Source organism: Sphingobium limneticum (assembly GCF_008710155.1).
GTDB classification, from domain to species: domain Bacteria; phylum Pseudomonadota; class Alphaproteobacteria; order Sphingomonadales; family Sphingomonadaceae; genus Sphingobium; species Sphingobium limneticum.
Window position 1 is genome coordinate 241,761 of the sequence record NZ_VYPZ01000005.1, and the last position, 12,869, is coordinate 254,629.

The window sequence follows — 12,869 nt, forward strand, 5'->3', positions numbered from 1 at the left end:
AGCCGCTCCACCTTTCCACCGATCCGGCGATATCGGGATTTGACGCGCATCAATGCCATGCCCGGTCGCGCTGCCATGCTGCACCGGCCCATCCGAAACGGAGCCGATCGATGAACGCCGCCGCGCCGCCCAGCCCCTATGCCCGTATCGGCGGCGATCCACCGATCCGCGCGCTGGCCGACCGTTTCTACGATCTGCTGCAAAGCGACCCGGCCTATGCCGAGTTGCGCGCAATCCATGCGACCGACCTTGGCCCGGTGCGTCATGGCCTGACCCGCTTTCTGATCGGTTGGCTTGGCGGTCCGCGCGACTGGTTCGAGCGCGGACCATGCATCATGTCGCTGCACCGCGCTTTTCCGATCACCCCGACGCTGGCCGATCAATGGGCGACCGCCATGGCCTGCGCCATCGCCGGGGTGAAGGATATCGACCCCGCCATCGGTGATGCCATGGCGGAGGCGCTGGGCCATATGGCGCGCGGCATGATCAATTTCGGCCTCGATTCAGGTGCCGGTCGCGGCGCCTAATCCTCGTCTTCGGTCGGCCCGTAGGCGTCCTCTTCCTCATCGTCCATTTGCGGCTCGCCGGCATAGGCGTCCATATCGATCCGGCCGGACCGGTTCATCGCCTCCATCTTCTCGACCAGATCCTCGGTATCGTCCGGAATGATCTGCGCCGGATTGGCCTTGCCACCGCGCTCACTTTCTTCGCTCAGGTCGGTCGACCGTGCGCGCGCATCGTCCGCCACATCCTGCGCCTGTGTGCCGGCTTCGGCCTGCTCGCTATTCTCTTCATAGTCCCGGTCAGGGGTAGGGCGGTCCATAGCGTGTCTCCTTGATGATCCCTCTTTAACGGCCCGCAACCCGCGCCGTTCCGGAAAATACTGGCCGGAAATTACTGGACAGTCTGCCGTCTAAAGCGCAAAGGCCCCTGCGATCCTTTCGCACTGCAACAGGAATCCCCATGTCCCGCCAGCTCATTTCCTCCGGCTCGCCCTTTGAGGCGCAGGTCGGCTATTCGCGCGCCGTCGTCCAGGGCGACTGGTGTTTCGTCGCCGGCACCACCGGCACCGATCCCGAAACCAAGACGATGCCCGAAGATGTGGTCGAACAGGGGCGCAATGCGCTCAAAGTCATCGGCAAGGCGCTGGACGATGCGGGCTTTTCCTTCGCCGACGTCGTGCGCGTCACTTATTATATCACTGACGCGGCCTATTGGGACGTGATGGGCGATATTGCCGGCCCGGTGTTCGGCGATATCCGCCCGGCCGCCAGCTGCGTCATCGCCGGCCTGGTCAAGCCCGAGATGAAGATAGAAATCGAAGTCACCGCCTTCAAAGGGTAACGGGAACACAGCATCATGATTACCATGTATGGCATAAAGAATTGCGACACGATCAAGAAGGCCCGCAACTGGCTGGACAATGAGCGCGTCACCTATAATTTCCATGATTATAAGGTCGCCGGCGTCGACAAGGCGAAGCTGGAGGAATGGGTGATGGAGCATGGCTGGGAAACCATCCTCAACCGCTCCGGCACTACCTTCAAGGCGCTGGATGCGGGTGACAAGGCGCATATCGACGCGGAAAAGGCGATCCTGCTGATGATCACCAACCCATCGATGATCAAGCGCCCGATCCTGGACACCGGCCGCGAAACGATCGTCGGTTTCAAGGCGACGACCTATGAAAATGCGCTGCAGGGCGTGAAGGCGTGATCGGGCGGGGGCTGGCGCGCATCGGGTTGATCCTTTTGATGAGCCTCATCCCCCTCTCTACCGCTTCTGCCGAACCGCTGCTGATCGCCCATCGTGGCGCCAGCGGCGAACGGCCCGAACATACGCTGGCGAGCTACGAACGGGCGATCGACCAGGGCGCCGACTTCATCGAGCCGGACTTGGTGCTGACCAAGGACGGCGTCCTCGTCGCCCGCCATGAAAATGAGATTAGCGGCACCACCGACGTCGCCGATCATCCCGAATTTGCCGATCGCAAGGCGACCAAGCGGATCGACGGCATCGACATGGTGGGCTGGTTCACCGAGGATTTCACCCTCGCCGAACTGCGCACGTTGCGGGCGCGCGAGCGGCTGCCCGACCTGCGCCCGGCCAACAAGCGTTTCAACGACCTTTATCTCATCCCGACCTTCGAAGAGATTTTGAAGCTGGTCCGCGCCAAGGAAGCCGAAACCGGCCGCCGCATCGGCCTCTATCCCGAAACCAAGCATCCCAGCTATTTCGCGGGCATCGGCCTGCCGCATCAGGCGGCGCTGCTCGATCTGCTGAGCCGCTACGGCTATCAGACGGAGGCCGACCCGGTCTTCATCCAGTCGTTCGAGGTCGGCAATCTGAAGGCCCTTCGCGCCGCGACCCGCCTGCGCCTCGTCCAGCTTGTGGATGGGGAGGGCGGCCCGGCCGACCTGCCAAGCACGACCTATGCCGACATGCTCACCGTACAGGGCCTGACCGACATCGCCGCCTATGCCGATGGCCTTGGCCCGTCGGCGGGGCAATTGATCGACGCGCAGGGGCCGACGGCTTTGGTCGGCCGCGCCCATGACGCCGGCTTGCAGGTCCATGTCTGGACGCTGCGGATGGAAAACAGCTTCCTCCCCGCCCAATATCAGCGCCCCGACGATGCGCAGGGCCGGGGCGACTTTGCCGGCTATGTCCGCGCGATCGCCAACACCGGCGTCGACGGCATCTTCAGCGATTTTCCGGGACAGGCCAAGGCGGCTTTGACACCTGCCAACCCCTGATCGCAGCCAGAGCGCGTCGATCCGGGAAAACTTCTTTGTCTTGCGCATCGCTTGACTTGCCAAAGCCCGCCGGCACGCGAATAACAGCCCCATGTTGTCCCAGAAGACCCGTTATGCCATCCGCGCGCTTCAGCATCTTGCCGATCGCTACCGTCAGGGTCCGGTGCCCCTCAATGAAATAGCCACGCGGCAGAATATTCCTTCCAAATTCCTGACGGTCATCCTGTCCGAATTGTCGCGCGAAGGGCTGGTCGCGACCCAGCGGGGCCGGGACGGGGGCTATTGGCTGGCACTGGCGCCGGTCGACATCAGCTATGGCGACATCGTCCGCCTGACGCGCGGCTCTCTGGCGCTGACGCCCTGCGCCAGCCGTTTCGCGCATGAAAGCTGCACCAATTGCCTGCCCGAATCGGAATGCCGCCTGCACCGCGTGATGCTGCGCGTGCGCGACGAAACGGCCAAGGTGCTCGACAGCATCAGCCTGGCCGAACCCTTTGCGGCGATGGACGAGGCCTAACTTTCCCCGGCAAAGGCTAGGGTCCAGTCCAGAGCGCGGAACTGGACCCCGGCCTTCGCCGGGTAACGGCATTTGGGATGGTCCCCTATAGAGACGCCCTTGCGCCTCGCGCTCCGCTTCGCCACATCAGCCCTATGACCACGCCGCCGCTCAAAGCCACCCTGATCCCCGTCACGCCGCTGCAGCAGAATTGCACGCTCTTCTGGTGCACGGAAACGATGCGCGGTGCCTTCGTCGATCCGGGCGGCGACCTGCCCGTGCTGAAAAAGGCGATCGCCCAGCATGACGTGACGATCGAGAAGATTCTCGTCACCCACGGCCATATCGACCATTGCGGGCAGGCCGGCGTGCTGGCCCGCGACCTCAATGTCCCGATCGAGGGGCCGCATGAGGACGACCGTTTCTGGATCGACCGACTGCCGCAGGATGGCGAACGCTGGGGCCTGCCGGGCGAAAGTTTCGAGCCGAACCGCTGGCTGAACGACGGCGATCAGGTAACGGTCGGCCATCTGACGCTGGACGTTTTTCATTGTCCCGGCCACACGCCCGGCCATGTCGTCTTCCACCACGCGCCCAGCAAGCTGGCGATCGTGGGCGATGTGTTGTTTCAGGGATCGATCGGCCGCACCGACTTCCCGCGCGGCAATCATCAGGATCTGATCGATGCGATCACCGGGAAGCTCTGGCCGCTGGGCGGCGAAACCGCCTTCGTCCCCGGCCATGGCCAGATGAGCAATTTCGCCCATGAACGGCGCACCAACCCCTATGTCGCCGATTCGGTGCTGGCGGGGTAGCTCGCCCGTATAAGAACAAGCAATGACGTGAATGTTCCCCGGCGCAGGCAGGGGTCCAGTTCCATGATCCGATCTGGACCCCTGCCTGCGCCGGGGAATGCTTACTTCATCGTATCTTGTTGTTACCCCCGTGCCGCCATCGCCGGCGGCACCGTGACCTCCCGCGTCGCGCCATAAGCGATGCTGAGCGCCACCCCCGCCATCACCAGCATCACGCCCCAGGTCAGCAGCGCGCCGCCCGCGCGCCATAGAGTGGGCTTGTCCGCATCCATGCCGAACGCATGGACCACCCGCGCCACCACATAGACCAGCGCGCCGATCCACAGTCCCAGCGACGCGCCCGCCGCCATCTCCACCAGCGCGAAGAGAATCAGCACGATCGGCGTATATTCCACGAAGTTCGCATGCGCCCGCATCCGCTTCGCCAACAGGCCGTTGCCGGCATCCCCATGCAATATCTTGTCCTTCACGCGAAACCGCGCGCAGCGAATCGCCAGCCACATGTTCAGCAGCGCGCAGGCGGCGGCAAAGGTCAGCGTGATCGGCAACAACATGGACTATCCCCTCGATTTCACGGTCTTTACCCTAGCTTGCCGGGGGTATGGGGCAAGGAAGGACTTGCACCCCGAACAAAAACCGCTATAGGCGCAGGGCTTCGCGATCACCCGGGCCGCATGGGTCTGCGGCGCCGTTGGCGTCAGCTTTTCCATGGGAACTGGCCGGTCGTACAACTTGATTGATATACGGAACAAGGTGCCGACATGGCTGTCCCCAAGCGCAAAACTTCTCCCTCCAAGCGCGGCATGCGCCGTAGCCACGATTCGCTCCGCGTCGAAGCATTCCAGGAATGCTCGAACTGTGGCGAACTGAAGCGTCCCCACAATCTGTGCGACGCCTGCGGGCATTATAACGGCCGCGAAATCGTCGCCGTCGGGGCGTAAGCCCGTCTCTCTACTCCGCAAAGGGGTGCTCTAAAGTGTCAGGCCAACCGCGAATCGCAATCGACGCGATGGGCGGGGATGAAGGCGTGCACGTTATGATGGCGGGGGCCGCACTGGCCCGCCGCCGGCATGACGGTTTGCGATTCACCCTGTTCGGCGACGAGGTGCGGATCAAGGCGGCGCTCGACCAGCACCCGAATTTGCGGGCGGCGTCGGACGTGGTCCATGCCGATACGGTCGTCGATGGCTCGGATAAGCCGAGTGTCGCGATTCGCAAGAAGAGCAGCTCCATGGCGATGGCCATCGCCGCCGTGAAGGCGGGGGAGGCCGGCGCGGCCGTCTCCGCCGGCAATACCGGCGCGTTGATGGCGATGGCGAAGCTTGCCCTGCGCACCATGCCGGGTGTCGATCGTCCTGCGCTGGCGGCTTTGCTGCCGACGCTGGGCGACAATGACGTCGTCATGCTGGATCTGGGCGCCAATACCGAATGCGACGCCCGCAACCTCGTCCAGTTCGCGGTGATGGGCGCCGCCTATTCGCGCATCGCCTTCGATCTTGAACGGCCGCGCGTGCGTCTGCTCAACATCGGCACCGAAGATCTGAAGGGCACGGACGAGATCCGGGACGCCGCTGCCGTGCTGCGCAGCGCGACCAGCCTGCCGCTCCAGTTCGACGGCTTTACCGAAGGCGACAAGATCGCCCGCGGCGACGCGGACGTCATTGTGTGCGACGGTTTTTCCGGCAATGTCGCATTGAAGACGGCGGAGGGCACCGCCCGCTTCGTCACCGATGTGCTGCGCAAGGCGTTCACCAGCTCGATTCGCTCGAAGATCGGCTTCCTGATCTCGAAGCCGGCGATGCACCTGCTCAAACATCATCTCGATCCCAACAATCATAATGGCGCGGTATTCCTCGGCCTCAACGGCGTTGTGGTGAAAAGCCATGGCAGCGCGAACGACAAGGGCGTGGCCAATGCCGTCCATGTCGCCGCCCGGTTGCTGGAGGAAGATATCACCCGTCGCATCGCCGCCGACATGGCCGGCATCCAGTCGCTGTCGGCCGCCGCATCCAAGCTGGAGCAGCCCGTCAAGTGATCCGCCGGTCCATTTTGCTCGGCACGGGTTCGGCCCTGCCTGTTCGCACCGTCAGCAACGCCGAACTGGCTGAAACTGTCGACACCAGCGACGAATGGATCGTCGAGCGGACCGGCATCCGCAACCGCCATATCGCGGGTGAGGGCGAAACCACGGCCAGTCTCGCGGCCGACGCAGCTGCCAAGGCGATTGAGGCCGCCGGCATCGCCGCGCAGGATATCGACCTCATCATTCTGGCGACGGCCACCCCGGACCAGACCTTCCCTGCCGCCGCGACCAAGGTGCAGGCGGCGTTGGGCATCAACGATTGCGTCGCCTTCGACGTCGCGGCCGTCTGCTCGGGCTTCCTCTATGCCGTGACCGTGGCGGACAGCATGATCCGTTCGGGCGCCGCAACACGCGCGCTGGTGATAGGCTCTGAAACCTTCAGCCGCATCCTCGACTGGGAAGATCGCACCACTTGCGTCCTGTTCGGCGACGGTGCCGGCGCCGTGGTGCTGGGCGCGGAGGAAAGCGCGGACGCCGATCCCAAGACGGCACGCGGCATCCTGGCGGCCAAGCTGCATGCCGATGGCCGGCACAACCAGCTTCTCTATGTCGATGGCGGTCCGTCCACGACCCAGACTGTGGGTAAGCTGCGCATGAAGGGGCAGGAAGTGTTCCGTCATGCGGTGGTCAACCTCGCCTCCGTGCTCAAGGAAGCGATGGAACTGGCAGGCCTGACCCCCGACGATATCGACTGGCTGGTCCCGCATCAGGCCAATGCCCGCATCCTGGACGCGACCGCGCGCAAGCTGAAGCTGTCGCCCGATCGGGTGGTGGTGACGGTCGATCGCCACGCCAACACCTCCGCCGCCTCGGTGCCGCTCGCGCTGGATTATGCGGTGCGTGACGGCCGGATCAAGGCGGGCGACCTGATCGTGCTGGAAGCGATGGGCGGCGGCTTCACCTGGGGCGCCTGCGTTCTGCGCCTGTAGCGCCATCATTTGTAAACCATAGCTACCGCTTGCCAAAGCGCCGCGAATCAATCACATTTCCAGATGACCGTCCGGGGGGGAGGGTCGTTGGGCTTGAATGAGGGGATGGTCGATGACCGGCAACGGAACGCTGACGCGTGCGGACTTGGCAGAAAGCGTGAATCGCCATGTGGGCCTGTCGCGGGCCGAAGCGGCTGCGCTGGTCGAATCCATTCTCGAACATATGTCCACCGCGCTGGAGCGTGGGGAAAATGTGAAGATTTCCAGCTTCGGCACTTTCGTCCTGCGCGACAAGACGGAACGCATGGGCCGCAATCCCAAGACCGGCGTGGAAGTGCCGATCGAACCGCGCCGGGTGCTGACTTTCCGCGCCAGCCAGACGATGCGCGACCGCGTGGCCTCCGCCTGAAAGTCCAGCGCCGCGATCGCCAAAAAAGGCGTTACGCGGATGCCTGATCGTCTCCTTTGCCCGCACTAATCGGCAATTGGCCGCTTTTCCAATATTAGCATAGCTTTACCATGGTTGACCTTGGCGCAAATATGGGTGCAACATCCCTGTCATGGAAAAGGCAGAGGGTGCATTTCTGACCATCAGCGAGCTGGCTGGCGAGCTTGGTCTTCCCCAACATATCTTGCGCTATTGGGAAACGCGCTTTCCCCAACTGCGTCCGCTGCAACGATCCGGCAATCGTCGCTATTACAGGCCCGCCGACGTCGCATTGGCGCACCGCATCCACCAACTGCTCAATGTCGAGGGTTTCACCGTCAAGGGCGCGCAAAAGGCGCTGGTGGATGGTAATGGCGCATCGCCGGTCGAAGAATCGGCGGCACCGGCGCCGGTCTTCACTGCCCCCGTGGCGCTGGAACAGGGCGATCTGCTCGCCCGCCTGCTGGCAATCCGCACGGATCTTGCCAAAGCGATCGGCGATTAAGCCGCTCTACTTTGCGGGCGCGCGATAGGGGATGAAGTCGCCCAGTGCGCAGGCGCCCGACATCATGCCGGTCATCCGGTCGGCCGTGGTGGTGAAATCGCCCCGGCACAATTGCGATCCGAAGCTGCGCACGATCATGATGTCGCCTCTGGACAGCCCGCTGCAACTGCCGATCAGCTCATTCTTGTACACCAGCTTGCGGCTGACCCTGTAGAGCAGCACATTATTGCTGATGACGGTCAGGTTGGTCTGCGGCTCGCGATTGATGCAACTGACCTTCTCGCCCGCCACCTTGCCGGCCAGCGCCTTGTCCAGGGTCGCCGCCTGCTTTTCGGTCAGCAGTTTCGGCGCATAGCTGCCGGTGCAGCCCGCCATCAGCAACGCCGCCGCCGTCATCCCCGCGCGCCCGATCCACGCCACCATCGCGTCTCTCTCCATCGTCATGCCCCAAAGAAAACTTTAAATCGAACGGCTCGGCAAATCTTAGGACGCCATCATAGCGCAAAAACCGTCAGGCCGCGTCCTTTGCCGCCCGCCGTTCCGCCAACTGCGCCACGCTGTCAGCGCGCATGAAGATGTTGGTCGCCCGCTCCAGCCCGATACTGGTCGGCACCGTCGCCTCGCCCCGTGCCCGCGCCGCCTCGACCGCTTCGACCCGCTGCGCCAGCGCCGCATTGCCCGGCTCCACACCCAGCGCGAACCGGCCGTTGGAGAGCGTATATTCATGCGCGCAATAGACGGTCGTGTCGTCGGGCAGTGCGGCGAAGCGCGCCATATTGGCGAACATCTGCGCTGCTGTCCCCTCGAACAATCGGCCGCATCCCATGGCGAACAATGTGTCGCCGACGAACAGGATATGATTGTCGGCCAGATGATAGGCGATGTGGCCCGCCGTATGGGCCGGCACAGCCATCACCGTCGCCACATGCCCGCCGATCCGCACGCTATCGCCTTCACCCACCGTTCGGTCCAGCGTGCCGATCTTTTCCGCCTCGGCGGCCGGCCCCGTTATGATACAGCCCGTCGCCGCCTTGATCGCCGCATTGCCGCCGACATGGTCGCCATGCCAATGCGTGTTCCAGATCTGGCCGATGGTCCAACCGCGCGAGGCCGCCGCCTCCAGCACCGGCTCGGCCACGGCGGGGTCGATCGCCACAGTCTCGCCGCTGGCGGCATCATGCAGCAGCCAGACATAATTGTCGTTGAGAACGGGGATGCGAACGACCTCCAGCATGGTGCTTACCAAGCCCCGATATTGGGCATGGAGGTCCAAGGCTCTGCCGGCTCCAGCCGCCCGTCCTGCAACAGTTCGATCGAAATATTATCCGGCGTGCGCACGAAGGCCATGTGCCCGTCGCGCGGCGGCCGGTTGATGGTGATGCCCGCGTCCATCAACGTCTGACACGTCGCGTAGATATTTTCCACCCGATAGGCGATATGACCGAAATTGCGCCCGCCGTCATAGATTTCGCCCGCGCTGCCATCGGCCGGCGGCCAGTTGTAGGTCAGTTCGACCTGTGCATCCTCATCCCCCGGCGCGGCGAGATAGACCAGCGTGAAGCGCCCCTGCTCGCTGTCGAAACGCTTCACCTCTTTCAGGCCCAGCAGGTCGAAAAAGGCGATCGTCTTGTCCACGTCGGTCACGCGGATCATGCTATGCAGGAATTTGGGCAAGATAGTCTCCGTTCGTCGTTGGAAAGCAACGGTTCATCTCGGTGATTATAGATAGGCTCCCAAGATAAGGTCGCGCATCACCGGACGGAAGAGGAAAGCGGACAATGGCACTGGAAATGCGGGACAAGATTTTGCTGGGCAGCGCGGCACTGCTGGCCTTCGGCGTGATATCGGGCGGTTACCTGCTGGGCGACGGGCTCAAGCGGGCCAAGGCGGCGGACCGATCGGTCACGGTGCGCGGCCTTGCCGAAAAGGATGTGACGGCGGACCTTGCCACCTGGTCGATCAGCTATTCTGCCACCGGGTTCGACCTGCCCACAGTGCGCGCCGAAATCGACAATAATACCAAGGAATTGCAGGGCTATTTCAGTGGCCTGGGTTTCAAGCCAGCTGATCTGACCCCGACCGGGGCCGGTGTGAACCAATATCTCAACAACGGCGTCAACACGATCACCATCACCCAGCGCATGTTGCTGCGCACCACCGACATCGCTCGCGCGCAAAAAGCGGTGGCGCAGCAATTCGACCTCGTCCGTCGCGGCGTGACGCTTCAGGAAGGGTCGGGCATGAAATACAGCTTCACCAAGCTGAATGACGTGAAGCCCGACATGGTCGCCGCCGCCACGCGGGATGCGCGCGCCGCCGCCGAGCAGTTCGCCAAGGATTCAGGGTCGGGCGTGGGCGGCATCAAGAGCGCGACCCAAGGCTATTTCTCGATCGACGCCCGCGATGGCGAGGGCGGCGACGGATCGAGCGACACGCCCTACAAGAAGGTGCGCGTCGTCACGACCGTCGACTTCTACCTTAAATAGGGGCGCCGCAATCACCCGATTCCGTTCGCTTCAAGCGAAGGCGAGAAGCGGCCAGTGCCGTGCTTCTCGCTTCTCGACATGCTCGAAACGAACGGAGGTGCGTGAAATTCGCCAACCTTAGCAACGGCCCCGGCGGCGTTCACGGCGCGAACAATCGCTCTTGTCGCCGATGACCGCGCTGGCAGCCCCGCCGATCACCGCGCCCTCAGTGGTGCCAAGGCCCGTCGCGCTACCCACGATCGCGCCGCCCGCACCGCCGATCAGCCCGCCGCGCGTCGCCCCGCGCGAGCAGGCCGTGGTCGCGCTCGCCGCGACGATCAGCAGGCCGATGCCCGCAATTCTCTTCCAATGACTGTCCATCTCGCTGTCTCCTTCATCCAATCCCGCTACGGACAGGCGAACGGGTCGGGCGCGAAGCCAGTTCCGTGACAAAGTCTTGCTGCTAAACTTAACCGGCTGGTTTCTCGGCAGGAAGGCGCGACAGATTGTCCGCCGCCGCCTTGCCCGCGGCCGCCGTCGGCGCCAATTTGACCGCCCGACCCCAGGCGGCACGCGCCACATCCTCATGATCGGTCAGCACTGCGATATTGCCTTCCTCCAATGCGACCGAAGCATCATCGGGGGAAAGTTGCACGGCTCGCGCGATATGGGCCTGTGCCAGGCGCATGTCGCCCGTGCGCCGCGCCAGCGTCGCCGACAGCAGCCAGGCCAGCGGATCTTTGGGCGCCTGTGTCAATGCGATGTCCAGCGAATCGCGCGCGGCCTTCATATCGTCCAGCGCCACCAGCGCTCGCGCCCGGTCCAGATGCACCTCACCCTTCTCCAGCCCGTCGGGCAGGCCGCGCGCCAGTGCCGCGTCGAAATCGCTTCGCGCCTTGGGCAGGTCGCCGTTCGCCATGGCGGCGTTGCCCGCCTGCGCCCATAGCCGCGCCGCCTCGACCATCTCGCCGCTGCGCTCGGCTTCCTCGGCGGCCTGTTCGAAAGCGACGATGGCGGGCGTCCAGCGCTCCGCCCGCGCATAGGCAAAGCCCATGCAATGACGCGCATAGAAGCTGCCGCCCTCGATCCGCCATTTCTGGGCGAAGGCGACGCCGGCATCGGGGGATTCCATCGCCTGGTCCAGGCATGCCTGGAAGGGCGCGGCGAATTTGGCAGGCACGGGCACCTTGCCATCATCCCGCGCCGGGGCGGTCGCCGCCGGTGTGGCCGCCGCAGCGGCAGCGGCGCGTTGTTCCTGTTTTTGCTTGCGGCTGCGATTCATCACCGCCTCGATCTCGGGATCATAGGCCTGAAGCAGGATCGGCAGGAAGAAAAAGGGCATCAGAAGCTATCCGGAATGAGGGCCAGCAAAGCGGCGACGGTGCGGATCAGCAGGGCGATGTCGCCGTCGCGGGAAAGGCGGTGGTCGCCGTCCTTAATCAGCAGGGTCTGCACGTCGGATGAACGCACGCGCTCCGCCGTCCTGACGGCAATGGCCCACGGCACATCCTCGTCCTGTTGCCCATGCAGCAGCCGTACGGGGCAATCGATGCCGATCTCGCCCTCCAGCAGCCGCAGCGCCTGCCCCGACTGCCAGAAACCCAGCGTCGTCACACAAGGCTGGTCCCCATAGGGCGTCGGTTCCTCGATCCGCCCCTCGGTTTGCAGCAGCGCCTTGTCGGCATCGGTAAAGCCCCATTCGGTAAAGTCGGGCGCGGCCGCGATGCCGACCACTCCCTGGACCTGCTCGGGCCGCGCCAGCGCCACCAGCAGCGCGAGCCAGCCGCCCATGGACGATCCGACCAGCACGACCGGCCCCTCGACGAGATTGTCGAGCAGCAGCAGCACATCGTCGCGCCAACTGGCCAGCGTGCCGTCCGCAAACCGTCCATCGCTGGCACCACAGCCTGCATAGTCCATTCGCAACATTGCGCGGCCCTGGCTCGCTGCCCACCGGTCCAGCGCGATCGCCTTGCTCCCTTCCATGTCGGACATATAGCCCGGCAGGAAGACCATGGTCGGCCCGGTCCCAGCCCGATGCCGATAGGCAAGGCGCAACCCGTCGGGCCGGGCGAACAGCGCGGGCGGGGCGGCGGGGGTATCGGTCACGATCTCATCCTTTGATAGGCGGCACGAACCTGCCTTAACCTTCCAAAGACGCCGGGAACAGCGCAAGTCCGGCACGATGGGGCGTTGATAGGGGCGTGAACGAAGTTTTTTCGTCGCTGATTAAAATAATGCGGACAATGCGTTGACAGCTCTGGAGGCCGCCGTTAGAGGCGCACTCCTACCCCGTGCCCAGATGGCGGAATTGGTAGACGCACCAGCTTCAGGTGCTGGCGATCGCAAGGTCGTGGAGGTTCGAGTCCTCTTCTGGGCACCAGAGACCTTTC

The 12,869-nt window shown here is 63.9% G+C and carries 20 protein-coding genes and 1 tRNA gene; 13 read left to right on the top strand and 8 right to left on the bottom strand.

The genetic code is table 11. The features are described from left to right. Positions 1 to 110: 110 nt before the first annotated feature. Positions 111 to 527, top strand: a complete 417-nt coding sequence (locus F4U94_RS08945; RefSeq protein WP_120251194.1) for a group II truncated hemoglobin — start codon at positions 111 to 113, stop codon at positions 525 to 527. Here F4U94_RS08945 and F4U94_RS08950 read toward each other — a convergent pair. Further along, positions 524 to 823 (bottom strand): hypothetical protein, encoded by a 300-nt coding sequence (locus tag F4U94_RS08950; protein WP_120251193.1) that lies wholly within the window; start codon positions 821 to 823, stop codon positions 524 to 526. The genes F4U94_RS08945 and F4U94_RS08950 overlap by 4 nt on opposite strands. A gap of 140 nt (positions 824 to 963) precedes the next feature. On the opposite strand from F4U94_RS08950, the gene F4U94_RS08955 reads away from it, so the two are divergent. From F4U94_RS08955 to F4U94_RS08975, 5 genes are all read left to right on the top strand, one after another. Then, the gene (locus tag F4U94_RS08955) at positions 964 to 1,344 is read left to right on the top strand and encodes a RidA family protein (RefSeq protein ID WP_120251192.1); all 381 of its coding nucleotides are present in this window, start codon (positions 964 to 966) and stop codon (positions 1,342 to 1,344) included. Positions 1,345 to 1,359: 15 nt separating this feature from the next. Then, positions 1,360 to 1,716, top strand: a complete 357-nt coding sequence (locus tag F4U94_RS08960; protein ID WP_120251191.1) for an ArsC family reductase — start codon at positions 1,360 to 1,362, stop codon at positions 1,714 to 1,716. After that, entirely contained in the window at positions 1,713 to 2,756 is a 1,044-nt protein-coding gene (locus tag F4U94_RS08965) for a glycerophosphodiester phosphodiesterase (protein ID WP_120251190.1), read from the top strand. Before F4U94_RS08960 ends, F4U94_RS08965 begins: the two co-directional genes overlap by 4 nt. Positions 2,757 to 2,847: 91 nt before the next feature. After that, entirely contained in the window at positions 2,848 to 3,273 is a 426-nt protein-coding gene (locus F4U94_RS08970) for an RrF2 family transcriptional regulator (protein WP_120251189.1), read from the top strand. 134 nt (positions 3,274 to 3,407) lie between these two features. After that, positions 3,408 to 4,067 carry an MBL fold metallo-hydrolase gene (locus F4U94_RS08975; RefSeq protein WP_120251188.1) on the top strand — a complete coding sequence of 220 codons (660 nt, stop codon included), beginning with the start codon at positions 3,408 to 3,410 and terminating at the stop codon, positions 4,065 to 4,067. Positions 4,068 to 4,189: 122 nt separating this feature from the next. Here F4U94_RS08975 and F4U94_RS08980 read toward each other — a convergent pair whose 3' ends face one another. Then, the gene (locus tag F4U94_RS08980) at positions 4,190 to 4,621 is read right to left on the bottom strand and encodes an MAPEG family protein (protein WP_120251187.1); all 432 of its coding nucleotides are present in this window, start codon (positions 4,619 to 4,621) and stop codon (positions 4,190 to 4,192) included. Between the two features lie 207 nt (positions 4,622 to 4,828). Here F4U94_RS08980 and rpmF point away from each other — a divergent pair, with 207 nt between their 5' ends. From rpmF to F4U94_RS09005, 5 genes are all read left to right on the top strand, one after another. Beyond that, entirely contained in the window at positions 4,829 to 5,008 is a 180-nt protein-coding gene (gene rpmF, locus F4U94_RS08985; RefSeq protein ID WP_066606737.1) for a 50S ribosomal protein L32, read from the top strand. Positions 5,009 to 5,076: 68 nt separating this feature from the next. Beyond that, positions 5,077 to 6,102, top strand: a complete 1,026-nt coding sequence (gene plsX, locus F4U94_RS08990) for a phosphate acyltransferase PlsX (protein WP_232016087.1) — start codon at positions 5,077 to 5,079, stop codon at positions 6,100 to 6,102. Beyond that, the gene (locus F4U94_RS08995) at positions 6,099 to 7,079 is read left to right on the top strand and encodes a beta-ketoacyl-ACP synthase III (protein WP_120251185.1); all 981 of its coding nucleotides are present in this window, start codon (positions 6,099 to 6,101) and stop codon (positions 7,077 to 7,079) included. The genes plsX and F4U94_RS08995 overlap by 4 nt, the downstream gene beginning before the upstream one ends. A gap of 112 nt (positions 7,080 to 7,191) precedes the next feature. After that, positions 7,192 to 7,488: an integration host factor subunit alpha gene (ihfA, locus tag F4U94_RS09000; RefSeq protein ID WP_120251184.1), complete on the top strand. Its 297-nt coding sequence runs from the start codon at positions 7,192 to 7,194 to the stop codon at positions 7,486 to 7,488. A 151-nt stretch (positions 7,489 to 7,639) separates the two neighbouring features. After that, the gene (locus F4U94_RS09005; protein ID WP_120251183.1) at positions 7,640 to 8,011 is read left to right on the top strand and encodes a MerR family transcriptional regulator; all 372 of its coding nucleotides are present in this window, start codon (positions 7,640 to 7,642) and stop codon (positions 8,009 to 8,011) included. A gap of 6 nt (positions 8,012 to 8,017) precedes the next feature. Here F4U94_RS09005 and F4U94_RS09010 read toward each other — a convergent pair whose 3' ends face one another. From F4U94_RS09010 to F4U94_RS09020, 3 genes are all read right to left on the bottom strand, one after another. Further along, positions 8,018 to 8,434, bottom strand: a complete 417-nt coding sequence (locus tag F4U94_RS09010) for a hypothetical protein (RefSeq protein ID WP_120251182.1) — start codon at positions 8,432 to 8,434, stop codon at positions 8,018 to 8,020. Between the two features lie 88 nt (positions 8,435 to 8,522). After that, a complete protein-coding gene (gene gloB / locus F4U94_RS09015; protein ID WP_120251181.1) occupies positions 8,523 to 9,245 on the bottom strand; it encodes a hydroxyacylglutathione hydrolase in 723 nt (240 codons plus the stop codon). A 5-nt stretch (positions 9,246 to 9,250) separates the two neighbouring features. Further along, positions 9,251 to 9,685, bottom strand: a complete 435-nt coding sequence (locus F4U94_RS09020; RefSeq protein WP_120251180.1) for a VOC family protein — start codon at positions 9,683 to 9,685, stop codon at positions 9,251 to 9,253. Between the two features lie 104 nt (positions 9,686 to 9,789). Between F4U94_RS09020 and F4U94_RS09025 the strand changes: the two genes are divergently transcribed. Further along, entirely contained in the window at positions 9,790 to 10,497 is a 708-nt protein-coding gene (locus F4U94_RS09025; RefSeq protein ID WP_120251179.1) for an SIMPL domain-containing protein, read from the top strand. Positions 10,498 to 10,614: 117 nt separating this feature from the next. Here F4U94_RS09025 and F4U94_RS09030 read toward each other — a convergent pair whose 3' ends face one another. The 3 genes from F4U94_RS09030 to F4U94_RS09040 form a co-directional block, all read right to left on the bottom strand. Beyond that, the gene (locus F4U94_RS09030; protein WP_120252221.1) at positions 10,615 to 10,857 is read right to left on the bottom strand and encodes a hypothetical protein; all 243 of its coding nucleotides are present in this window, start codon (positions 10,855 to 10,857) and stop codon (positions 10,615 to 10,617) included. 88 nt (positions 10,858 to 10,945) lie between these two features. After that, positions 10,946 to 11,818, bottom strand: a complete 873-nt coding sequence (locus tag F4U94_RS09035) for a tetratricopeptide repeat protein (RefSeq protein WP_120251178.1) — start codon at positions 11,816 to 11,818, stop codon at positions 10,946 to 10,948. Further along, on the bottom strand, positions 11,818 to 12,585 hold the full coding sequence (locus tag F4U94_RS09040) for an alpha/beta fold hydrolase (protein WP_120251177.1): 768 nt from the start codon (positions 12,583 to 12,585) through the stop codon (positions 11,818 to 11,820). Before F4U94_RS09040 ends, F4U94_RS09035 begins: the two co-directional genes overlap by 1 nt. Before the next feature lie 187 nt (positions 12,586 to 12,772). Between F4U94_RS09040 and F4U94_RS09045 the strand changes: the two genes are divergently transcribed. After that, positions 12,773 to 12,859: transfer RNA gene (locus F4U94_RS09045), tRNA-Leu, on the top strand. Positions 12,860 to 12,869 lie beyond the last annotated feature (10 nt).